Consider the following 22020-nt stretch of genomic DNA (forward strand, 5'->3'; position numbering starts at 1 on the left):
TCCACATAATGGGCAAGGTGGGTGACAGGGCCGCACTTTCGACTCGTCCCGCCGACCGCCCCGCCCCCGGCACGGGGCCCGGCCGGAAAGGGCTCAAGAGCGACGCCCTCGGCATGTTCTCCTCGGTCGTCATCGCCCTGGCCTCCACGGCCCCGGCGTACAGCCTGGCGGCCACGCTGGGCCTCATCGTGGCGGGTGTGGGACTGCAGGCCCCGATCGTCACCATGCTGGCGTTCATCCCGATGCTGCTGATCGCGTACGCCTACCGGGAGCTGAACGCGTCCAACGCCGACTGCGGGACCGCCTTCACCTGGGCGACCCGTGCCTTCGGCCCGCGCACCGGCTGGATGGCCGGATGGGGCCTGATCGTCGCGGACATCCTCGTCCTGGCCAACCTCGCCGACATCGCAGGTATCTACGGCTTCCGGCTGGTGGGCCTGGACGGCCTGGCGGCGAGCCGGCTGTGGACCACCGTGGCGGGCATCGTCTGGATCGTCGTACTGACCGCCGTCTGCTACATCGGCATCGAGATCTCGGCCGCCCTCCAGCGCTGGCTGCTGTGCGTCGAGGTGGCGGTGCTGGTCCTGTTCGCGGTGACCGCGCTGGTCAGGGTCTACACCAGCGCTCCCCCGACGGCGATCCACATCTCCGCCTCCTGGTTCGACCCCTTCCAGGTGTCCTCGGCGAGGGCGCTGACCTCCGGCCTCCTCGTGGCGGTGTTCATCTACTGGGGCTGGGACACCGCCGTCTCGGTCAACGAGGAAACCGTCGACAGCACACGCATCCCCGGGCGCGCCGCGGTGGTCTCCACCGTGCTGCTCCTGGTCACCTACGCACTGGTGTCGACGTCCACGCAGGCGTTCGCCGGGATCGCCGGCTCGGGCATCGGGCTGGGCAACGCCGGCAACTCGGGCGATGTGCTCTCCGTGCTGGGCAACGCCGTCTTCGGCAGCCACGGACCGGGGCTGGTGTTCTCCCGGCTGCTGATCCTGATGGTGCTGACCTCGGCGCTGGCCTCCACCCAGACGACCATCCTGCCGCTGGCCCGCACCGTGTTCTCGATGGCGGTCCACAAGGCGGTCCCCGCCCGGTTCGCCCGGGTCCACCGCAGGTTCCTCACCCCGACCTGGTCGACCGTCGGCATGGGCGCGCTCTCCATCGCCGTGCTGCTCCTGCTGTCCTCGTTCAGCCGGGACTTCCTGGCCGACTCGGTCCAATCGGTCGGCCTGGCGATCGCGTTCTACTACGGGCTGACCGGCTTCGCCTGCCTGTGGTACCACCGCAGGGTCCTCACCCGCAGCGCCGGTGACCTGCTGTGCAAGGGTGTCCTGCCGGGGCTCGGCGGTCTGCTGATGCTCGCGCTGTTCCTCTACGCCGCCTTCGGCGTCTACGCGGACCCCCGCTACGGCGCGACGGTCGTCGACCTGCCGGTGATCGGCCCGACGGGCGGGGTCACGGTGGTGGGCCTGGGCGCCCTGCTGCTGGGCTTCGTGCTGATGCTGGTGATCACCCGTGAGCACACCGCGGCCCTCAAGCTCCAGCGGAGCCTGCTCCCGCACCGCCTGCCCCCGCACACCGCCGTGCAGGCCGCGAGCCGCTATCTGCCCGCCGACAGCGGGTCCGGGGTGGGCGGCGACTGGTTCGACGTCATCCCGCTGTCGGGCACCCGGGTCGGTCTGGTCGCCGGGGACGTGGTCGGCCACGGGCTGCGGGCGGCCGCCACCATGGGGCGCCTGCGTACGGGCGTCCGTGTGCTGGCCCGGCTGGACCTGGCCCCGGACGAACTGCTCGCCCGGCTGGCCGACCTGGTCGAGCAGACCGCGCTCGAGCGCGCGCCCGGCCATCCCGCGGGCCACGGCCGGCACGCCGACGAGGCCCGGGGGGTGACCTGCCTGTACGCGGTCTACGACCCGGTGTCGGGACAGTGCAGCCTGGCGCGGGCGGGCCGGTCGCCACTGGCGGTCGTCGCGCCGGACACGGGCGTCGCCGACTACCCGGAGCTCCCGCCCGGCCCGCCGCTCGGAGGCACCGGCCCGCCCTACCAGTCCACCGAACTGCGGCTCGCGCCGGGCAGCCTTCTCGCCTTCTTCACGGATGGCCTCTTCCAGGCGGCGGACGGCCCCGAGACCGGGCGCGGTCTGCTCGCCCGGGCCCTCGCCGATCACCGCGAGTCGTTGGAGGACCTGTGCGACCGGGCGGTGGCCACGCTGCTGCCCGGGCCGGTGGACGAGGACGCGACGCTGCTGCTGGTCCGCACCCGCCTGCTGGACCGCAACCGGCTCGCGCAGTGGGAGCTGGCGGCGGACCCGGCGGCGGTCGCCTCCGTCCGCAACACCGTCGGCAAGCAGCTCGGCGACTGGGGTCTCGACGACCTCGTGTTCACCACCGAGCTCATCGTGACCGAGCTGGTCACCAACGCGATCCGTTACGTCGGCGGCCCGATCCAGGTGCGTCTGATCCGCACGGAGCCGATCAGCGGATGCGCCGCGGGCTCCCTGATCTGCGAGGTGTCCGACACCGGGCACACCGCCCCGAACCTGCGCCACGCGGCGAGCGACGACGAGGGCGGCCGGGGCCTGTACATCATCGCCCAGATGACCCACCAGTGGGGGACGCGCTACACCCCCACGGGCAAGACCATCTGGACCGAGCAGCCTCTGGCGCCCGCCGACTCCTCGTAGGGCGCGCCGGTCAGCCGGAGACGGCCGCCGTCCAGCCCCGGTCGACGGTCCGCCTCGCCTTCTCCAGTTGCGCGTCCGTCGGGAACTGCGGTGTTCCCTCCACCGTCGGCAGCCGGGCGGCGGCGGTCTTGTTCAGGGTGCCGTCCTTCCGCATGACATCCATGAGGACCGGGCGGGCACAGCCGTAGAGCCGGAGGTTCTGGCCCTCCGTGCTGAACAGGTACTCCTGCCACAGGCGGGCGGCCGCCGGGTGCGGGGCGTGTCTGTTGACCGCCAGCGCGTAGTACTGGGCGAAGCTGCCGTCGAACGGGATCGAGACCTGCCAGTTCACGCCCTTGCCGCGGAGCTCGTCGGCGGCGTGGAGGTTGATGTAGTCCCAGTTGACGGTGATGGGTGTCCGGCCGTCCCGGACCGTCGCCGAGGTGGCGGTCAGGGGGTTGAAGTTGCCGCTCTTCTTCAGCTTGGCGAAGAAGTCGATGCCGGGCCGGATGTCGTCGAACGACCCGTTGTTCGCCAGAGCGGCCGCGTAGACGCCGGCGAAGGCGGCCTCCGACCGGGTCGGGTCGCCCGCGAGGGCGACCATCCCCTTGTAGGCGGGCTTCAGCAGATCGGCGAAGGTCTGCGGGCAGGGCTTGACGCGCCGGGCGTCGCAGCCGATCGAGATGTAGCCGCCGTAGTTGTTGGACCAGCGGCCGCCGGGGTCCTTCTGGTTGCCGGGGATCGCGTCGAACGCCGCGACCTTGTACGGCGCGAGCAGGTTCTGCCGCGCCGCTGTCCGCGCGAAGGTGTCGCCGACGTCGATCACGTCGGGGGCGGTCGGCCGCGTTCCGCTGCTTGTGAGGGCGTTGATCTCGTCCTGGCTGTGCCCCAGTGGGTCCTGGACGGTCACCTTGATCCCGTACTTCTTCTGGAAGCCGTCGATCAGGCCGCCGTAGTCGGCCCAGTCACGCGGAAGCGCGATCGCCGTGAGCATGCCCTCCTTCTTCGCCGCGGCGGCCAGGGCCCGCACGCCGCCCGCGTTCTCCGCGGAGGTCGCCGTCGCCGGCTTCTCGAGCCGGGTGGTCGGTGGGCCGCCGCAGGCGTTCAGGCACAGCGTCGTGAGGGCGAGGCAGCCGAGGACGGCTGCGGCTCGGCCACGGGGTGCGGTCACGACGGCTCCAGACGGGGTGCGGGCGGCGCGATCGTGGGGTTTCGGAACTCTCGGGCCTTCCGCCGCGATACGGGTACCGCGTCGGCCCTTCGGTCATCCAGGCCAGCGTACCCACGCCGGGCGATCGCGCAGGTGAGGCGGTGTGTGCGGCGCCCTCACAGGGCCGTGTCCTCCCACTGGCCGAGCAGGATCTCGCCGAGTCCTTCGGCGCCCGGCGTGGCGCCGCCGTGGAGGGACTGTTCGGCCCAGATGACCTTGCCGGTGCCCGTGTAGCGGGTGCCCCAGCGCTCGGCGAACTGGGCGACCAGGAACAGTCCGCGGCCCCCCTCGTCGGTGGCCTTCGCCCGGCGCAGCCGGGGCGAGGTGCTGCTGCCGTCCGCCACCTCGAAGATCAGGGCGCGGTCGCGCAGCAGCCGGACGGAGATGGGTTCGCCGCCGTAGCGGACGGCGTTGGTGATCAGCTCGCTGAGGATGAGCTCGGCGGTGAAGACGTTCTCCTCCAGGCCCCACTCCGTCAGCCGGCGGGCGCAGGCGGTGCGCACCGGGCCCACCGCCGCGGGGTCGCGGGGCACCTGCCACTCCGCGACCCGGTCGGGGCCGAGACAGCGGGTGCGGGCCACCAGCAGCGCGATGTCGTCCGTGGGCCGCTCGGGCAGCAGCGCGTCCATCACCCTCGCGCAGATGGCCTCCGGGGTGCGGTCGGGTCCGGTCAGGGCGGCGCGCAGGGTCGCGAGGCCGGTGTCCAGGTCTCGGTCGCGGTCCTCGACCAGGCCGTCGGTGAAGAGCACCAGCCGCGACCCCTCGGGCACGGTCAGCTCGGCGCTCTCGACGGGCAGACCGGCGCACAGGCCGAGGGGCGGCGAGACGGGCACCGGGGGGAAGTCCACGCTCCCGTCGGGATGGACGACCGCCGGTCCCGGGTGGCCCATGGTGGCGATGGCCAGCTGCCCGGAGACGGGGTCGTAGACGGCGTACTGGCAGCTCGCCCCGGCGATCCCCTGCCCGTCCTCCCCTGCGGTGACCTCCTCGGCGTCGATCTGGGCCACCAATTCGTCCAGTCGGCCGAGGAGCTCGTCCGCGGGCATGTCCAGGCCGGAGAAGTTGTGCACGGCGGTCCGCAGCCTGCCCATGGTCGCCGCGGCGTGCAGGCCGTGGCCTACGACGTCGCCGACCACCAGGGCCACCCGGGCACCGGACAGCGGGATGACGTCGAACCAGTCGCCGCCCACTCCGGCCTGCGCGGGCAGGTAGCGGTAGGCCACGTCGAGGGCGGACTGCTCGGGAAGCCCGCGGGGCAGCAGGCTGTGCTGCAGGGTGACGGCCATCGTGTGCTCACGGGTGAAGCGGCGGGCGTTGTCGATGCTCACCGCGGCCCGGGCGACCAGCTCCTCGGCGAAGGACACGTCCTCCTCGTCGAACGGCGGGGAGGCGCGCCCCCGCCAGAAGTCGACCGCTCCCAGTACCACCCCGCGGGCTCGCAGCGGGACCGCCAGCAGGGAGTGGATGCCGTGGTCGAGGATGCGCCGGGACCGTACGGCGTCCTGGGCCACCCAGCTGTCGTCCGCGCTCAGGTCCCTGACGAGGACCGCCCGTCCGCCTTCCATCGCCCGGGCGACGGGGTGGGCGGGGATGAACCGGACCAGCGCGCCGACGGGGTAGAGGAGACGGTCGTCGTGCAGGCCCACGACCGCGACCCGGCGCACGTCGGGGTTCGCCGCGGAGGGCTCCCCGCCGGACAGGACCCGCTCCAGCAGTTCGACGGTGACCACGTCCGCGAACCGGGGCACCGCCACCTCCGCCAGTTCCTCGGCGGTGCGCTTCACGTCCAGGGTGGTGCCGATCCGGCCCCCGGCGTCGTAGAGCAGTTTCAGGCGTTCGCGCGCCACCTCCGCCCGGCCGGACAGCGCGAGCAGCTCCGTGGTGTCCCGGAGCGTCACCACGCTGCCGGCCGGTCCGTGGGGTGCGGTGGGTCGCTTGTTGACCGCCAGGAGGCGGTCGGCCGCGAGGTACACCTCGTCGGTGGCCGGGCGGTCGGAGGCCAGCAGCCCGGGCAGGTCCTCCTCGAGACCCAGATCGGTGACATGGCGTCCCTCGGCGTCCGCCGGCAGGTCCAGCAGCCGCCGTGCCTCGTCGTTGGCCAGCAGCAGTCTGCCCTCGGCGTCGATGATCAGTACGCCTTCCCGTACGGCGTGCAGGACCGCGTCGTGGTGCTCGTACATCCGGGTCATCTCGGTCGGGCCCAGGCCATGGGTCTGCCGCCGCAGCCGGCGGCTCACCAGGGCGGACCCGCCCACGGCGATGACCAGTGCCCCGGCGGTGCCGCCGAAGAGCACCGGCAACTGCCGGTCCACCCGGTGCTGCACCTTCTCGACCGTGACGGGAACGGAGACGATGGCGACGACCGAGCCGTCGGGGGCCCTGACCGGGACCGCCGAGATCACCGAGAGCCCCAGGGACCCCTGGAAGGTCCTGGTGAACGGCTTGCCGGCCGCGGCCTGCGCGTAGGGGCCGATGACATGCTTGCCGATCTGGTGCGGATCGCTGTGGGTGAGGGTGGTCCCGTCCAGCCGGTACACGATGACGGCGTCGACACCAGCGGCCTTCCGGGCCGCCTCGGCATGCGGCTGGAGCACCGCGCTCGGATCCGGGCTGTCCAGCGCGGCCACGATCCCCGGCGAGTTGGCGAACGTCTGGGCGGCGGCGAGGGTACGGTTCCGGGCGTCCGCCATGTTGTCGCGCCGGTCCTGCACCACGAGAGCCACCAGCGTGGCGGCGACGAGCAGCACCACGACGGCGAACTGCAGGAGAAAGACCTGCCCGGCGAGACTGCGCACGCTCAGCGAGCGGCCGGGGCGGCGTCGGCGGCGCGCAGATCGACCGGATTCTCCAGTCATACCCCCTTTCTATCGTTTATGTGATGGAACGCGCACACTCACCGGCCCCCGGGTGCCGTGCTGCGCCCCACCCCCGCCCTTCCCGTCGCCCGGCCGGAACCACCTGACCGAAATCCGCTCGTCCGCCGGTAGCACCCCTGCTCCTCCGCGTGCACGATGCCCCCTCACCACCACCCAGGCGAAGATCACCGTGAGGATCTTTCCCGGTACCCGCACGCAGAGAGGTCGTGGACACAACATGCACTTAGCACGCCGACACGAGCGACGCCCGGCCCCGACGAGACGGAGATGGGCCGTTGCCCTCACCTGTGCCGCGGCCCTTGTCACCTCGGCTGCCGCGCTCCCCCAGGCACAGGCGGCCACCCGCCCGGCCACCCCCGCCGCCGCTGCCCACCGGCCGGCCACGGACCGGGCGGTTTTGGCGGATGCGCTCGAGGCCATCCACACCGCCGGCATGTACGGCGCCTACGCGGCCGTGCGGGACGGTGACACCACGTGGCGCGGTGCCGCCGGTGTCGCCGACCGGGACACCGGCCGCCCGGTGACGCCCGACATGGAGCAGCGGATCGGCAGCATCTCCAAGTCGATGACCGCTGTCGCCCTGCTCCAGCAGGTCGCCGCGGGCCGTCTCGACCTGGACGCGCCCGTCTCCCGGTACCTCCCCGGCCTCGTCCCCGGACAGCGCGGTGACCGGATCACCGTGCGGATGCTGCTGAACCACACCAGCGGTATCGGGGACTACGTCCTCTACGCCTTCCCGTCGTTGCAGACGCTGTCCACGAGCAGCCTGGACGAGAACCGCTTCCGTCACGTCGACCCGCGGGAGCTGGTCCGGATGGGAGTGCAGGCTCCGCCGACCGGCGCTCCCGGCGAGAAGTGGTCGTACTCCAACACGAACTACGTCATCGCGGGGCTGCTGCTCGGCAAGCTCACCGGCGAGAACCCCGAGCGGTACATCACGCGCAACGTCATCCGCCGGGCCGGTCTGCGGCACACGTACTTCCCCGTCAGCCCGCGCATCACCGGCCCGCACCCGAAGCTGTACGAGTCCTTCTACGGACTGATCGATCCACCGCGCGACTACAGCGTCTACGACATGTCCTGGGCCGGAACCGCCGGCGCCGTCGTCTCCACCATGGCGGATCTCGACCGCTTCTACCGGCAGCTGCTCACCGGGCGACTGCTCCCCGCCGCCGAACTGGCCCAGATGGAGACGGCGGTCCCGATGACCGACGCCCAGGGCAATGTGACGGGGCACTACGGTCTGGGCCTCATACGATTCGACTGGGGATGCGGCACGTTCTGGGGCCATAGCGGCGCGGTGTTCGGCGCCGAGACATGGGCGATCTCCAGCCCGGACGGCCGCCGACAGATGGCCCTCGCCTACAACCTGTCGAAATACGACAAGCTCGGACCGGACGGCACGGTGACCCCGAGCCCGATCGACGACGCCATCAACACGTTCGCGGCGAAGGCTCTGTGCGCTCCCACCACCGGTTCCCCGGCCCTGCGGTCGGCCAAGGTGGACCTCGCCCCGGCGCATGCCTCCGAATGGCGGTCACTGCCGGCCGCGAGGCGCTGACCGCCGCAGAAGCACTGACAACCGTAGAAGCACTGACAACCGCGCAAGGGGCCGCTCCCGAAGGGACCGGCCCCCTTCCCCTGTCGCGGGCCCGGGTTCACCCCCGCGCGGGTTGCTCGCCCCCTGCCACCGGCTACGGATAAGCGCCCAGCCCCGGGGTACTCGGCGAACGCCGCGGTCGCGGGACGTGCCCGTGTCCGCGTCGAACAGCGAAGGAGCGTGCCGTGGCACGGAAGGGGCGGCCGCCGGCAGGGCAGCGGGACCGGGCCGCGCGTCTGCGAGCCATCGCCGCCGACGTGTTCGGCTGGGACACGCTTCTGCCCGAGCAGCTCACGGCCATGGAGTGGGTGCTGGACGGCGAGGACACCCTCGTCGTCATGCCGACCGGGTCCGGCAAGTCCGCCATCTACCAGGTCACCGCCCTGATGGTGTCCGCTCCGGTCGTAGTGGTGTCGCCGTTGCTGGCCCTCCAGACGGACCAGATCGCCGGCCTGCCGGACGGCGAAGGCGCGCCCGGTGCCGTCGCGGTCAACTCCGACCTGGGCGCTGCGGATACGGAGGCCGCTTGGAAGGCGGTGCGCCACGGCGATGCCCGTCTGCTGTACCTGTCGCCGGAGCAGTTGGCCAAGGACGATGTCGTGGACAGGCTCGCCGAGGCGCGTCCCGGCCTGTTCGTGGTGGACGAGGCGCAGTGCGTCTCGTCCTGGGGCCACGACTTCCGTCCCGACTATCTGCGTCTGGAGCACGCGGTACGACGTGTGGGCGGACCACCGGTCCTGGCCCTGACCGCGACCGCCGCGCCCCCGGTGCGCAAGGAGATCGCCGAGCGGCTCGGCATGCGCCGGCCGCGGCTGATGGTGGCCGGATTCGACCGGCCGAACATCCGGCTGCAGGTCCGCCGCTTCCTGGACGAGGACGACCGCCGCCGGGCCGTGGTCGAGCGGGCCGCCGCCGAGCCGAAACCGGGCATCGTCTATGCCGCGACCCGCAAGGACAGCGAGTACTACGCCGGGGAACTCGCAGCCCTTGGACTGTCCGCCGAGGCCTACCACGCCGGCCTGCGCGCCGCCGAGCGCGCCCGCATCCACGACGCCTTCCTCAGCGGCGAGGTGGACGTCGTGGCGGCGACCTCCGCGTTCGGCATGGGCATCGACAAGGAAGACGTACGGTTCGTCCTGCACGCCTCGCTGCCGGGCTCGCTGGACGCCTACTACCAGGAGATCGGCCGCTGCGGCAGGGACGGCCGCCCAGCCCTCGCCGTCCTGCACTACCGGGCCGAGGACACGGGGATGCAGAACTACTTCGCCGGCCGCAGCCCCAGTCGGAACTCCCTGTCGGAGGTAGCCCGGGCGGTCCACGACCACCGCGCGGACCCGGCGCATCCGGACCGGCTGCGCGAGGCCACGGGACTGTCCCGCAACCGGGTCACCGCGGCGGTGAACCTGCTGGAGGAAGCCGGCGCCGTCACCACGGGGCAGGACGGCGAGGTACGCCCGACCCCTGGGGTGCCGGCCGGCCGGGCTGCCGAGCAGGCGCGGCAGACGGCCGAGGCACACCGCCGGACCGACCGGTCCCGCGTCGACATGGCCCGGGCGTACGCCGAGACGACCGGCTGCCGACGGCACTTCCTGCTCGGCTACTTCGGAGAAGCCTTCGAGGCGCCGTGCGGGAACTGCGACATGTGTGACGACGAGGCCGCCGAGGGAACCGGTGGCGGAGCGGACACTCGGACTTGCGCCCACCCCGCCGCGAAGTCTTACCCAGTCGGCACCGAGGTGCGCCATGAGCAGTGGGGCGACGGCACGGTGCTCAGCCAGGACCAGGACCGCATCACCGTGCTGTTCGACCAGGCCGGTTACCGCACCCTGTCGTTGGAGGCGGTGGCCGAGCACGACAACCTGCTCACGGTGGTGCGCCGACCGGGCGAGCACCGGTCGGCCGGCTGACCGCGCGGGCGCACGCGACGTCATGCCGCGGTCCCGTACACGCCGACCGGCGCATGCGGTCCCGCATGCGCCGGTCGGACGGCACGCCGCCACGTCGGCGGCGTCGGGGGTCACTTGATGTAGACGAGCCCGTCGGTGGTGACGGTGGGACGACCGCTGGTGCCGACTACCACGATCTTGACGGTGTGCTTGGCAGTGCCGGCCCACGTCTTGGTCCAGATCGCCTGCCGGTAGAGGGGGGTGGAGGACTTCAGATCCACCGTGGCGACCTTGGTGCCGTCGACGTAGACGTAGGCCTGGCCGGAGCTGGAGGCGCGGGAGACCACCCAGGCGGCTGAACGACCGGTGAAGGTCCAGGTGAGGCTGGCGCCCTTGGAACCGCTGGAGTAGGACTTGCCGCCGAGGTAGCTGGTGGAGGAGCGAGTGGTCCAGCTGCCGAACTTGGTGGCGGAGCTCTCCTCCAGCGAAACAGGCTGGAGTGACGCAGATCACTGCGATCGCTTGCCTGCATGGGGTCGCCGACGCACTCGATCCGCACGATCAGAGTCGTCCGAATGTCATCCGGACCGCTGTGACATTCCTGTGCGTCCCGGCGCTGATGATCATGTAGGGGTGGGCAGCGACTCGCGGCACCGCGACGCGGGCCCACCGCCGCGTGCTCGACGAACGGGCGGACTGGGACAGGTTGTGGGCCAGGGAGGCGAGCCCCGCAGCGGGCAGCCGCGGGACGCGGAGTTGGGTGCCGCCGTCGCGCGGGCTCAGAACGGCGACGAGGCCGCCTTCGCGGTCGTGTACCGGATCGTGCAGCCCGGACTGCTGGGTTACCTGCGCGGGCTGGTCATGGACGACGCCGAGGACGTGGCGTCCGAAGCCTGGCTGGAGATCGCCCGCGACCTGGGCCGGTTCAGGGGCGACGGCGCCGGCTTCCGCGGCTGGAGCGCGACCATCGCCCGCCACCGGGCCCTGGACCACCTGCGCCGCCGTCGTAGCCGCCCCGTGCCTGCCGCGCTCGACCTGGACCTCATGGAGTTGCCGGGGCCGGACAGTGCCCATGACCAGGCGCTGGAGGCTCTCTCGACCGAACGCGCGCTGGAACTGGTGCGCGGCCTGCCCCGTGATCAGGCCGAGGCGGTGCTGCTGCGCGTCGTCGTCGGCCTCGACGGGCCGGCCGCGGCACGTGTCCTGGGCAAGCGGCCCGGCGCGGTCCGCACCGCCGCGCACCGCGGGCTGAAACGGCTGGCCCGCCAACTCGGCGCCTGAGCTGTGACAGGGAAAGGGGTCCATACGCTGAGGCAGTCGAAATGAGCAACGACGGCGCCAGACGCGTACAACAAACGAGCAACGATCACGCAAGGACGGACACAGGCATGGGCGACCGACACAGCGACGGCGGAGCGTTCGCCCGTCGACGCGCCGGCGCGGACGACCCAGTGGCCCACGCGGACAGCGCGGCCGGTCTCACGGACCTGGAAGCGGCACTCGGTCACGCGTTGCGTGCCGACGTCCTTGATACGACCGCCGAGCGGCGAGCTGTGGCCGCTTTCCGCGCCGCGCGCGACGCAGGGGTTCACAAGGAGGCGCGAACCCGGAGGCGGGACGACTGGCGTGCGCGGCGCAGCCCTGCCGGCCGCTGGGTGAAACCCACCGTCGCCCTCTTCGTCGCCACCTTCACCCTGGGCGGTGTCGCGATCGCGGCGATCGGCTCGCCCGACTCCTCCGGGAGTCCACAGGACCAGGCCCCCGGGCAGCGGCGTCCGTCATCGACGGTTTCGCAGCCCTCCAGGACGGCGCCGGAGGCGGCCGAGCCCACCACGCCCGCCACCTCTGCCCCGCAGGACCGTCCGCCCACGGCCAAGGACATCCAGGCCCACTGCCGCGCGTACGCGTCGGTGAAGGGCCGCGGCAAGGCGCTCGACTCGACGGCCTGGCAGCGGTTCCTCGCAGCCGCCGGCGGGGAGGACAACGTCGCTGCTTACTGTGCCGACCGGTCGTCACAGGCGCGGACCGGCGACGCGGGCGAGCCCAGCGGTAAGCCGAACGGCAAGTCCGCCGACAAGAAACCCGGGCAGGCGGACCGCAGAGGCTGAGGAAGCCGAGGAAGCGGCGAGCGCCGCCCGACCGAGCTGCCACATGGCTCAACCGGGAACATCGACCGGGCTTTCCTTCCCACCCCCGGGTGAAACCCACGGGCCCGCTGGGCCGGTGCGCCGAGCCCTGTCCATGGGGTCGGCATAGTGGCGGGGGTCTCCGCACCGCACGCGCAGGAGGAAACGCATGCTCGGCACCGACTACCGCACCGGGTCACCCAACTGGATCGACCTGGGCAGCCCGGACACGGACGCGGCTGCCGCCTTCCACGGCGCCGTCTTCGGGTGGCAGTTCGTGTCCGCCGGGCCGGAGGCGGGCGGCTACGGGTTCTTCCAGAAGGACGGGAAGACCGTCGGTGCCGTCGGGCCGCTGACCGAGGAGGGGGCCGGGTCGGCCTGGACGACGTACTTCCAGAGCCACGACATCCGGGCCACCGCCCGTGACGTGGTCGCCGGCGGGGGCCGTGTGCGTGCCGAACCCATGGACGTCATGGGCGAGGGCTGGATGGCCCAGTTCACCGATCCGCAGGGGGCACGGTTCGCCGTGTGGCAGCCCGGGCGGACCAAGGGCCTGGAGATGACGTCGCGGGACAACACGCTGGTGCGGGTGGAACTGCACGTGGGCGACCCGGAAGCCGCGATCCGCTTCTACCGCACGCTGTTCGGCTGGCGTTCGCAGGAGATGGAGGCGCCCGGCATGACGCACCGGGTGCTCAGCATCAAGGAAGGCGACCAGCAGGAGGGGTCCTTCGGCGGCGTGGCTCCGCTTCAGGACGAGCGGGAGGAAACGCGCTGGGTGCCGTACTTCGCCGTGGCCGACGCCGATGCCACCGTCACGGCGGTGCAGGGTAACGGCGGGACGGTGCTCATGCCGGCCACGGACGTGCCGGACGTCGGACGCATCGTCTGGCTGGCGGACCCGGGCCAGGCGGTGTTCGCCGTGCTGAAGCCGAACCCGCGCCAGGGCTGATCCAGCGGCGGGCACGGTGACGGGGCCGATCCGTTCCCCCTGGCGGCGGTTGCGGGCCGTCGGCAGCTTCGGCCGCCGTGAGCCACCTGCGCCGTCGAGGTCCGCCGCACACAGCGGAAGCTGCATCGCCTCAGAGCGCCTTGTACGCGACACGAGTTGAGCGATCGACCTCGTGCAGGGTCGGGATCTCGTTCTGGTCACCCGCCCTGCCCGCCGTCGCCACCGATACCACCGGGCCCGTCCTCGGCCGCTTCCGCGGCAGCGTCGAGCTCCGTCCACGCCGCGTCGCTCAGGTCGGTGCCGGCCCATGCGACGGCGGAGGTGACCTCGTCGGAGGAACGGAAGCCCGCGACGACGCAGGCCACCACGGGGTCGCGGAGCGGGAAGCGTACGGCGGCATGGGGGAGGACGGTTCCGTGCCGGGCGCAGACGTCGGCAAGGCGCCGGGCACGACGCAGCACCGCGTCGGGGACGGGGCCGTAGTCGAAGGTGGCGTTGTCGGGAGGGCAGGGCCGGCTGAGGAGGCCCGAGTTGAACGGGGCCGCGGCGACCACCGAGACACCTCGCTTCGTGCACGCCTCCAGCAGCGGGCGTGCGGTGCGGTCGATGAGAGTCCACCGGCCGGCCATCATCACGGTGTCCACGTCCGCTTCGGCGACGACCCGCAGTAGTGGAGCGACGGCGTTCATGCCGACGCCGACGGCTCCGATGACGCCTTGGTCGCGGAGGGCCACCAGCGCGGGCAGTGCCTGGTCGATGGCCGCGTCGAGGTGATCGTCGGGGTCGTGGACGTAGACGACGTCCACACGGTCCAGACCCAGTCGGGTCAGGCTGCCCTCCAGGCTCCGCAGCACGCCGTCGCGCGAGTAGTCGGGGCGGCGGATCAGCGTGTCCGGTACGGCGAAGCCACCTGCGGCCAGGTCGGATCCGGTGGGGGCGGGGTGTGGCTCCAACAGGCGGCCGACCTTGGTGGAGAGGGTGAACTCCGCTCGTGGCCGGTGGGCGAGGGCCGCGCCGAGCCGGCGTTCGGACAGCCCCAGGCCGTAGTGCGGGGCGGTGTCGTAGTAGCGCACACCGGCGTCCCAGGCGGCCTCGACCGCGGCCCGCGCCTGGTCGTCGTCGAGCGGGGCGTAGAGATTGCCGATGGGGGCGGCGCCGAACCCCAGTGCACTGACCCGGACGCTCGTACGGCCGAGCCGGCGGGCCGTCACGACGCGATCCCGTACCAGCGCGCGGCCGTCGTGCCGAAGACCGCCTCGCGCTCGCCGGGGTTCAGGTGGTCGGTGAGCGTCTCCGCGACGGCCAGGACTTCGTCGTATCCGGCGGCGAGCAGGCAGACCGGCCAGTCCGAGCCGTACATGAGGCGGCCCGGGCCCATTGTCGCGAGCAGTACGTCCGCGAAGGGACGCAGAGCGCGGGCCGGATCGGCTGCGGTCCGGGTGACCAGGCCGGACAGTTTCACGGCGACATTGGGGCAGTCGGCCAACTCGGTCAGCAGCTTGGTCCACGGCGTCAGGCCGTCGGTGCCGACGACCGGGTTGCCGGCGTGGTCCAGGACGAAACGAACGTCGGGCAGTTCGCGTACGGTCCGGACGGCGGCGGGCAGTTGGTCGGGCCGGACGAGCAGGTCGTAGACGAGGCCCGCGGCACCCACCGCCTCGATGCCGCGACGGACCTCGGGACGCGCCGGCCAGTCCGGGTCGGCCTCGTCCTGAATGCCGTGCCGGATGCCGACGAGCGCGGATCCCCCGGGCAGCTCGCGCAGTCGCGCCAGGCGGTCGGCGATGCCGGGATCGGTCAGGCTCGTCCAGCCGACGACCGCTCGCACGTGCGGGTCTCCGGCGGCCACGGCGAGCAGTTCGGGGGTCTCCTCCGCAACGGCGATGGTCTGTACGAGGACGGTGGCCTCGATCGCGTTCCGGTCGAGCGCCGGCCGCAGTTCGGCGGTGGTGAAGGTGCGGCGCAGGGTGGGCAGGTCGCGGGTCCACGGCTGGTCCCGCACTGCGAGGTCCCACAGATGGTGATGAGCGTCGATGCGCACCGTTCGGTCCTCTGGGTCGGTGGACGGATGTCGGTCGGGCTCCTGCCCCCACCGTCGGCGTAGGAACGGGGCAGGACCTCCGCGGGGTCGGTGTGGGCGCGGACCGGGGCGGGCACGTGCCGTCAGTCGAGGTGGAAGACCTCCTCGGCGGGGGCCCACCACTGCCCCTCGGCCACGCTGTCCAGCGGCTGCTGGCACGGATCGGTCAACGCCCACCACTCGCGGGAGACCGGGTCGGCGGCGATCGCCGCAGTGTCGGCGGAGTAGTCGGTCCCCGTGTACTCGAGGTAGCTGAAGAGCAGGCCGTCCCGGAGGAAGATGGAGTAGTTGCCGATGTTGGCCCGCTTGAGGGCCGCGAGCACGCCCGGCCACGCGGCGGCGTGCAGTTCGCGGTACTCCCGCTCCTTCTCGGGCCGCAGACGGATCACGGCGGCGAAGCGCTGCATCCGCTCAGCCCTCCTTCCGCAGTCGCAGTCCGTCCATGCCGCCGTCCACGGCCAGGGAGGTGCCCGTCGTGGAGGCGGCGGCCGGGGAGGCCAGATAGGCGACGGCGGCGGCGACCTCGTCGGCGCTGACCAAACGGCCGTGTGGCTGCCGGGCCGCCAGCGCCGCGTGTTCGGCCGCCGGGTCGTCCGCCCGGTCCAGCAGCCGGCTGACCCACGGTGTGTCGGCGGTGCCGGGGTTGACGGCGTTGACCCGGATGCCGGCCGGCAGCAGGTCGGCGGCCATCGCCCGGGTCAGCGACAGCACGGCGCCCTTGCTGGCCGAGTACAGCGCCCGCTGCGGCAGACCGGCCGTCGCGGCGATCGAGCTGATGTTGACGACCGCCGCGTGGGCGGAGGCACGCAGCGCGGGCAGCGCGGCGCGCGTGACCCGCACCAGCCCGAGGACGTTGATGTCCAGGACGCGGTGCCACTCCTCGTCGGGGTTGTCCTCGATGCCGCCCTGCGCACCGATCCCGGCGTTGTTGACCAGTACGTCCAGGCCGCCGAGGGCCGAGACGGCCGCTCCGACGCCGTCCCTGACCGAGGTGTCGTCGCCGATGTCGGCCCGGACGTGAGCGGTGAAGCCCTCGGGCGCGGGATGCAGATCGAGCACGGCCACCTGGGCCCCCTCGGCGGCGAGCAACCGGGCGGTGGCAAGGCCGATGCCGGAGGCACCGCCGGTGACCAGAGCCCTGAGTCCGTCGAAAGCACCCATGTCAGGCCTGCCCGAATGTCTGCCGCTGGCGGCCGAGGCCGTCGATCTCCAGGTCCACGACGTCACCCGCTCTCAGGTAGGGCAGGCCGGGCCGGCCCAGTGCGACGCCCGCGGGGGTACCGGTGTTGATGACGTCACCGGGACGAAGCACCATGAAGTGGCTCAGATACCGGATCAGGTGGTGCACACCGAAGATCATGTCGGAGGTGTTGCCGTCCTGGCGCGGCTCGCCGTTGACCGACAGCCGCAGGCCGAGCGCCTGGGGGTCGGGCACCTCGTCCGCGGTGAGCAGCCAGGGGCCCAGCGGATTGAACGTCTCGCAGTTCTTGCCCTTGTCCCACTGGCCGCCGCGTTCGAGCTGGAACTCGCGCTCGGAGACGTCATTGCTGATCGCGTAGCCGGCCACGCACGCGGCAGCGGCGGCCTCGTCGGGCAGATAGCGGGCCTCGCGGCCGATGACGACGGCGAGTTCGACCTCGTAGTCGGTCTTCAGGGAGCCGCGGGGGATCAGGACCTCGTCGTCGGGGCCGACCACGGTGTCCGGCGTCTTGAGGAAGACGATGGGCTCCTCGGGGACGGCGGCGCCGGTCTCCGCGGCGTGCTGCCGGTAATTCAGCCCGATGCAGACGATCTTCCCGATCCCGGTCAGCGGCGCCCCGAACCTGCCGGGCGACTCGACCACCGGCAGCGCGTCGAGGTCGACGCCGTCCAGGACCGTGGGAAGGGTGTCGGGCGTCAGGTCGGCGACGACGGGGCGCAGGTCGTGCCACGGTCCGTCGGCCCCGGATATCAGGGGGCGTTCGGCTCCTGCCGTGCCGTGCCGGGCCAGTCTCATAGGGGTCTCTCCCACGGGTGCGTGCTCGGAATTCCCGCCGCATGGGGCGCCACCGGGCCGTACGGCCCCGCACTCCGATCGCGGCTCGAGCCGGATGCAGGTCCTGGTGGCAGCCGCGCCGAGCGCCCGTCCCGGGGCCGGCGCGATCTCCATCGCGAAGGATCTGCTTCATCCGACAGTCAGGACCATAAGGATCTGACCCTTCGTGCGCAATACTTCCGAGTGAGATTCCCTATATGTCCTGGTAGATGGGTGTTTCGAAGAGGAGACGAACAAAAAAATCCTCGGACTCTTTCCAGTCCGTAACGCCGATGCCATAGTTACCCCCGCCGATGAACCTGATTAATGTGAAACAGGCAAGAGGAGGGTTACCCCGTGGCAGCCGCAACACAGGTACCTGGTGAAGAGGATGACGACGCGTCGCCTCGCTACAGGCCGGGCTATGAGCTGGTCGCCGAGCAGCTGCTGAACTACATCGAGGAGCAGAAGCTGCGGGCCGGCGACCGGCTGCCCACGGAGCAGGGCCTGGCGGAGATCCTGGGCGCCTCCCGCAATGTCACCCGCGAGGCGGTGAAGGTCCTGGCCGCCATCGGCCGGCTGAGTGTGCGGCGTGGCGCGGGCATCTTCGTCGCCGAGTCCACCGGCGGGCTGGTGGACGACCAGCTCTCACACTTCCGGCCGACGAGCATGGAACACGTCCTGATGCTGCTTGACTACCGGACGGTGATCGAGTCGGAGACGGCGCGCCGTGCGGCCTCCCTCGCCACGCCGATCGAGGTCCGCACCGTCCGGGAGTGCGCCCAGTCGTCACTGGAGGCGGCCCGGGCGGCAGACGGGTACGCCTTCGCCAGGGCCGACGCCGCGTTCCACGACGCGGTGGGCGCCGCCGCACACAATGTCTTTCTGAGAGCGAGCGTCGCCAACGTGCGGCGTTTCGCGTCACAGTCCGACGTGCTGCTCTTCCACGGTGACGCTCCCGGGTCACTGGAAGTAGCCGCAGGACAGCACCTCGCCATAGCTGAGGCGGTCGCCGCGGGGGAGGCCGATCTCGCCAGGCAGCTGATGATGGAGCACATCGCCACCACTCAGAGCCAGTTCGAACGCAAGATCCGTGACCGGCTGTTCAATCTTGACGGCCGCGGCGCTTCCGGGGCGCCGGCGCAGCCGCCGAGGAGCGCCGGTGCCGCGGACGAGCCGTCGTCCCCGGAGACATCCGCCTCATAGTCCGGCACCGCGCCGGTACCACGGGCTCGCGGACCGAGCCGCCCAACGCCGGAGGAACCCGCAGGACGAGCGGGCTCCCGGACGCCACCTCATTCAGGCGATTGGATTCCTGTGTCTGTACCGTCTGTTTCTCCACGAATATTCGTGCCGCTCCGAAGAGTTTTCGTGGCCGCACTGGCCCTCGCTGCGACAACGGCGCCCCTGGCCGCCGTGCCGGCGCAGGCGTCCCCCTCGAACGCGTCGGGCCTGGACGTCTACGTCTCGCCTACCGGCCGCGACGCCGGCTCCGGTACCGCCAAGCATCCGTTCAAGACGCTGGAACACGCACGGGACTACGTGCGTGACGTCAAGACGAAGGTCTCCGGCGACGTCCGCGTGCTGCTGATGTCGGGTACCTACCGGCTGAGCCGGACCTTCACCCTCACCGCCCAGGACTCGGGCAGTGCCGGGCACCGGGTCGTCTACGAGGCCGCGCCCGGCGCGCAACCGGTGATCAGTGGCGGCACGCAGGTCACCGGCTGGACCCCGGCCGACTCGTCGGGGAAGGTCTACAAGGCCGAGGTCGGCGACCTCGACACCCGTCAGCTCTATGTGAACGGCGAGTTGGAGACCCGGGCCCGGGGCGGGAAGAACCCGGCCGGCTTCAGCAAGACGTCCACCGGCTACACCTTCACCGACAGCAGCCTCAGCAGCTACAAGCGTCCCTCGGACCTGGAGGTCGTCAGCAGTTGGGGCTGGAAGCTCATGCGCTGCCCCGTACAGTCGATCTCCGGCAACACGATGACGATGCAGCAGCCCTGCTGGCACAACGCCAACCTTCAGCAGGGTCAGGAGATCACCAATCCGACCTGGCTGGAGAACGCCCGCGAGCTGCTGGACACCCCCGGCGAGTGGTACCTCGACAAGGGCGCGGGCGAGATCTACTACATGCCCAAGGACGGTCAGGACCTGTCCACCGCGACCGTCACGGTGCCGCGCGTGCAGGATCTGGTCGACCTGAACGGCACCAGGGCCGACCCGGTGACCGACGTGTCCTTCCAGGGCATCACCTTCTCGTACTCCACCTGGCTCGCCCCCAGTTCGTCCGACGGCCTCATCGAGGGTCAGGCGGGCTTCCGGATGGTCGGTGACAACAACCCCGACTTCGACTCGACCCGTCTGAAGTGGCAGAAGACGCCAGGCGCGGTCAACGTGAGCTACGGCCACGGCGTCGGCTTCCAGGACAACACCTTCACCCACCTCGGCGCGGTCGGTCTCAATCTGAACACCGGCACCCAGGGCACCGACATCACGGGCAACGTCTTCCGCCAGATCGCCGCCACCGGCATCCAGATCGGCGGCACCGACGTGATCGACGCCCACCCCGACGATCCGCGTGACATCACCAAGGACACCACGGTCGACAACAACGTGGTCACCAAGGTCGCCGACCAGTACAACGGCTCGGTGGGCATCCTGGCCGGCTACACCGACCACACGGTGATCACCCACAACAAGGTCTACGACCTGCCCTACAGCGGCATCTCCGTCGGCTGGGGCTGGGGTCTGACCGACAAGGGCGGCGACACCAACTACCCCGGCAACTCCGGCGTACCGATCTGGAACACCGACACCACCAGCCGGGACAACAAGGTCACCGACAACGACATCTCCGACATCATGAAGTCGCAGGCGGACGGCGGCGCCATCTACACCCTCAGCACCAACCCCGGTGGCGTGGTCTCCGGCAACTACATCCACGGCGTTCCGGCGCCGGCCTACGGTGCCGTCTACCACGACGAGGGCAGCCGCTACTGGCAGAACACCGGCAACGCCTTCTGCGACGTGGCGTACCAGTGGCTGCTGATGAACCACGGCATGGACATCACCGCCACCGGCAACTTCACCACCCAGCCCGCGTTCACCACCCAGGCCAACAGCACGGGCAACAACGTGAGCGGCAACACCACCGTCGGCTCCTGCGACCAGCTCCCGGCCTCGATCGTGAACAACGCCGGTCTCCAGCCGCCCTACCGTCACCTCGACCCGGGCCCGGACGTCACCGACCACCAGGCGCCCACCGCGCCCGGCACCCCGACCGCGGTCACCGACTTCCCGACCATCGCGGACCTCAACTGGCCCGCGTCCACCGACGACACCGGCGTCACGGGCTACTCCGTCTACCGCGACGGCACGCTCGTCAGCGCCTCCGGAAAGACCTCGGTGCGCCTGTCCGGCCTGACCGGCGGGAAGACGTACAGCTTCCAGATCACCGCCCGTGACGCGGCCGGCAACGAGTCCCAGCCGAGCCAGGCACTGGAGGTCACCATGCCCTCCGGCTCCGACCTGGCGCTGAAGAAGCCGGTCACCTACTCCTCGTACTCCGAGGACAACACCCCCGAGAAGGCGGTGGACGGCGACCTGTCCACCCGCTGGGCCCAGGGCCTCGGTCTGCCCGACCCGTCCTGGATCCAGGTGGACCTCGGTGCCCAGTACGACGTGAACGGCGCGATCACCACCTTCGAGAAGAGCAGCGGCTACAAGTACCGCATCGAGGTGTCCCCCGACGAGGTCCACTGGCAGACGCTGGCGGACCACACCTTGGCGAACACCACGGAGATGACCGACTACTCCCACACCGCCGATCCGGTCGCCGGGCGCTTCGTGCGGCTGACGGTCACCGGCTCCAGCGGCAACGGCGGCAGCATCTACGACTTCCAGGTCTACGGCACGCCCAGGGCGCCCAGTTCCGACCACACGCCTCCCGCGGCCCCCGGGCAGCCCACCGTCAAGCCGCTGCTGCCCAGTCTGGCGGACCTCACCTGGCCCGCCGCGACCGATGACACCGGCGTGACCACCTACGCCGTCTACCAGGACGGCAAGCGGATCGCCGTCACCGACGCCACGACCCTGCGGGTCTCCGGCCTGACTCCGGAAAAGCAGTATTCCTTCACCGTCGTCGCCCGCGACGCCGCGCTGAACACCTCCGACCCCAGCCCGGCGGCCGTCATCACCATGCCGGCCGACCGCGACCTGGCGCAGAACAAGGCGGTCACCGCTTCCTCGTACTCGGAGGACAACACGCCTCAGAAGGCGGTGGACGGCGACCTGTCCACCCGCTGGGCCCAGGGCCTGGGGCTGCCCGACCCGTCGTGGATCCAGGTGGACCTGGGCCAGGACACGTCGGTCTCCAGCGTGGTGACCACCTTCGAGAAGCCCAGCGGCTACAAGTACCTGCTCGAGTACTCCGCCGACGGCGTCACGTGGTCCACGTTCGAGGACCACACCTCCCAGAACACCGTCTCGGCGACCAACTACTCGTTCGCCGACTCGCCCGTCACCGCCCGCTACCTGCGGCTGACCGTCACCGGCTCCAGCTGGAACGGCGGCAGCATCTACGAGCTCCAGGCATACGGCGACTTCTGACCCGT

Annotated in this window: 15 protein-coding genes and 1 pseudogene; 8 read left to right on the top strand and 8 right to left on the bottom strand. The window is 71.3% G+C overall.

The annotated features are described in order from the left end of the window. The first annotated feature begins 113 nt into the window (after window positions 1-113). Window positions 114-2681, top strand: a complete 2568-nt coding sequence (locus tag AB0N14_RS01920) for an amino acid permease (protein ID WP_366024231.1) — start codon at window positions 114-116, stop codon at window positions 2679-2681. A gap of 10 nt (window positions 2682-2691) precedes the next feature. On the opposite strand, the gene AB0N14_RS01925 is transcribed toward AB0N14_RS01920, so the two are convergent. Further along, the gene (locus tag AB0N14_RS01925; protein WP_366023783.1) at window positions 2692-3831 is read right to left on the bottom strand and encodes an extracellular solute-binding protein; all 1140 of its coding nucleotides are present in this window, start codon (window positions 3829-3831) and stop codon (window positions 2692-2694) included. 155 nt (window positions 3832-3986) lie between these two features. Then, window positions 3987-6725 (bottom strand): SpoIIE family protein phosphatase, encoded by a 2739-nt coding sequence (locus AB0N14_RS01930; protein ID WP_366023784.1) that lies wholly within the window; start codon window positions 6723-6725, stop codon window positions 3987-3989. Between the two features lie 418 nt (window positions 6726-7143). Between AB0N14_RS01930 and AB0N14_RS01935 the strand changes: the two genes are divergently transcribed. Beyond that, window positions 7144-8307, top strand: a complete 1164-nt coding sequence (locus AB0N14_RS01935) for a serine hydrolase domain-containing protein (RefSeq protein WP_366023785.1) — start codon at window positions 7144-7146, stop codon at window positions 8305-8307. Between the two features lie 224 nt (window positions 8308-8531). After that, window positions 8532-10253, top strand: a complete 1722-nt coding sequence (locus tag AB0N14_RS01940; RefSeq protein WP_366023786.1) for a RecQ family ATP-dependent DNA helicase — start codon at window positions 8532-8534, stop codon at window positions 10251-10253. 110 nt (window positions 10254-10363) lie between these two features. Here AB0N14_RS01940 and AB0N14_RS01945 read toward each other — a convergent pair. Next, window positions 10364-10726, bottom strand: a pseudogene (locus AB0N14_RS01945) (N-acetylmuramoyl-L-alanine amidase); the annotation flags it as partial. 214 nt (window positions 10727-10940) lie between these two features. Here AB0N14_RS01945 and AB0N14_RS01950 point away from each other — a divergent pair. The 3 genes from AB0N14_RS01950 to AB0N14_RS01960 all read left to right on the top strand — a co-directional run bounded on the left by AB0N14_RS01950 (window position 10941) and on the right by AB0N14_RS01960 (window position 13310). Continuing rightward, entirely contained in the window at window positions 10941-11513 is a 573-nt protein-coding gene (locus AB0N14_RS01950) for a sigma-70 family RNA polymerase sigma factor (protein ID WP_366023787.1), read from the top strand. 107 nt (window positions 11514-11620) lie between these two features. After that, entirely contained in the window at window positions 11621-12340 is a 720-nt protein-coding gene (locus tag AB0N14_RS01955; RefSeq protein WP_366023788.1) for a hypothetical protein, read from the top strand. Window positions 12341-12527: 187 nt separating this feature from the next. Continuing rightward, complete coding sequence (locus AB0N14_RS01960) at window positions 12528-13310, top strand: VOC family protein (RefSeq protein ID WP_366023789.1); 783 nt, start codon at window positions 12528-12530, stop codon at window positions 13308-13310. A gap of 197 nt (window positions 13311-13507) precedes the next feature. On the opposite strand, the gene AB0N14_RS01965 is transcribed toward AB0N14_RS01960, so the two are convergent. The 5 genes from AB0N14_RS01965 to AB0N14_RS01985 all read right to left on the bottom strand — a co-directional run bounded on the left by AB0N14_RS01965 (window position 13508) and on the right by AB0N14_RS01985 (window position 17386). Further along, complete coding sequence (locus AB0N14_RS01965) at window positions 13508-14521, bottom strand: aldo/keto reductase (RefSeq protein WP_366023790.1); 1014 nt, start codon at window positions 14519-14521, stop codon at window positions 13508-13510. Then, window positions 14518-15351, bottom strand: coding sequence for an amidohydrolase family protein (locus AB0N14_RS01970; RefSeq protein ID WP_366023791.1), 834 nt, complete (start codon window positions 15349-15351; stop codon window positions 14518-14520). Before AB0N14_RS01970 ends, AB0N14_RS01965 begins: the two co-directional genes overlap by 4 nt. Before the next feature lie 122 nt (window positions 15352-15473). After that, on the bottom strand, window positions 15474-15797 hold the full coding sequence (locus tag AB0N14_RS01975; protein ID WP_361987953.1) for an L-rhamnose mutarotase: 324 nt from the start codon (window positions 15795-15797) through the stop codon (window positions 15474-15476). Window positions 15798-15801: 4 nt separating this feature from the next. Continuing rightward, complete coding sequence (locus AB0N14_RS01980) at window positions 15802-16551, bottom strand: SDR family oxidoreductase (protein WP_366023792.1); 750 nt, start codon at window positions 16549-16551, stop codon at window positions 15802-15804. Between the two features lies 1 nt (window position 16552). Continuing rightward, window positions 16553-17386 (bottom strand): fumarylacetoacetate hydrolase family protein, encoded by an 834-nt coding sequence (locus AB0N14_RS01985; RefSeq protein ID WP_366023793.1) that lies wholly within the window; start codon window positions 17384-17386, stop codon window positions 16553-16555. Between the two features lie 375 nt (window positions 17387-17761). Between AB0N14_RS01985 and AB0N14_RS01990 the strand changes: the two genes are divergently transcribed. After that, complete coding sequence (locus tag AB0N14_RS01990; RefSeq protein WP_366023794.1) at window positions 17762-18610, top strand: FCD domain-containing protein; 849 nt, start codon at window positions 17762-17764, stop codon at window positions 18608-18610. A 384-nt stretch (window positions 18611-18994) separates the two neighbouring features. After that, entirely contained in the window at window positions 18995-22015 is a 3021-nt protein-coding gene (locus tag AB0N14_RS01995; RefSeq protein WP_366024232.1) for a discoidin domain-containing protein, read from the top strand. The last annotated feature ends 5 nt before the right edge of the window (window positions 22016-22020 follow it).

This window comes from Streptomyces sp. NPDC051104 (genome assembly GCF_040682835.1).
GTDB lineage: Bacteria > Actinomycetota > Actinomycetes > Streptomycetales > Streptomycetaceae > Streptomyces > Streptomyces cynarae.

Coding starts and splice junctions, on each gene's coding strand:
- AB0N14_RS01930 (WP_366023784.1), bottom strand. CDS start 6,725: ATGACTGGAGAATCCGGTCGATCTGCGCGCCGCCGACGCCGCCCCGGC.
- AB0N14_RS01980 (WP_366023792.1), bottom strand. CDS start 16,551: ATGGGTGCTTTCGACGGACTCAGGGCTCTGGTCACCGGCGGTGCCTCC.
- AB0N14_RS01995 (WP_366024232.1), top strand. CDS start 18,995: ATGTCGGGTACCTACCGGCTGAGCCGGACCTTCACCCTCACCGCCCAG.
- AB0N14_RS01960 (WP_366023789.1), top strand. CDS start 12,528: ATGCTCGGCACCGACTACCGCACCGGGTCACCCAACTGGATCGACCTG.
- AB0N14_RS01985 (WP_366023793.1), bottom strand. CDS start 17,386: ATGAGACTGGCCCGGCACGGCACGGCAGGAGCCGAACGCCCCCTGATA.
- AB0N14_RS01920 (WP_366024231.1), top strand. CDS start 114: ATGTTCTCCTCGGTCGTCATCGCCCTGGCCTCCACGGCCCCGGCGTAC.
- AB0N14_RS01955 (WP_366023788.1), top strand. CDS start 11,621: ATGGGCGACCGACACAGCGACGGCGGAGCGTTCGCCCGTCGACGCGCC.
- AB0N14_RS01975 (WP_361987953.1), bottom strand. CDS start 15,797: ATGCAGCGCTTCGCCGCCGTGATCCGTCTGCGGCCCGAGAAGGAGCGG.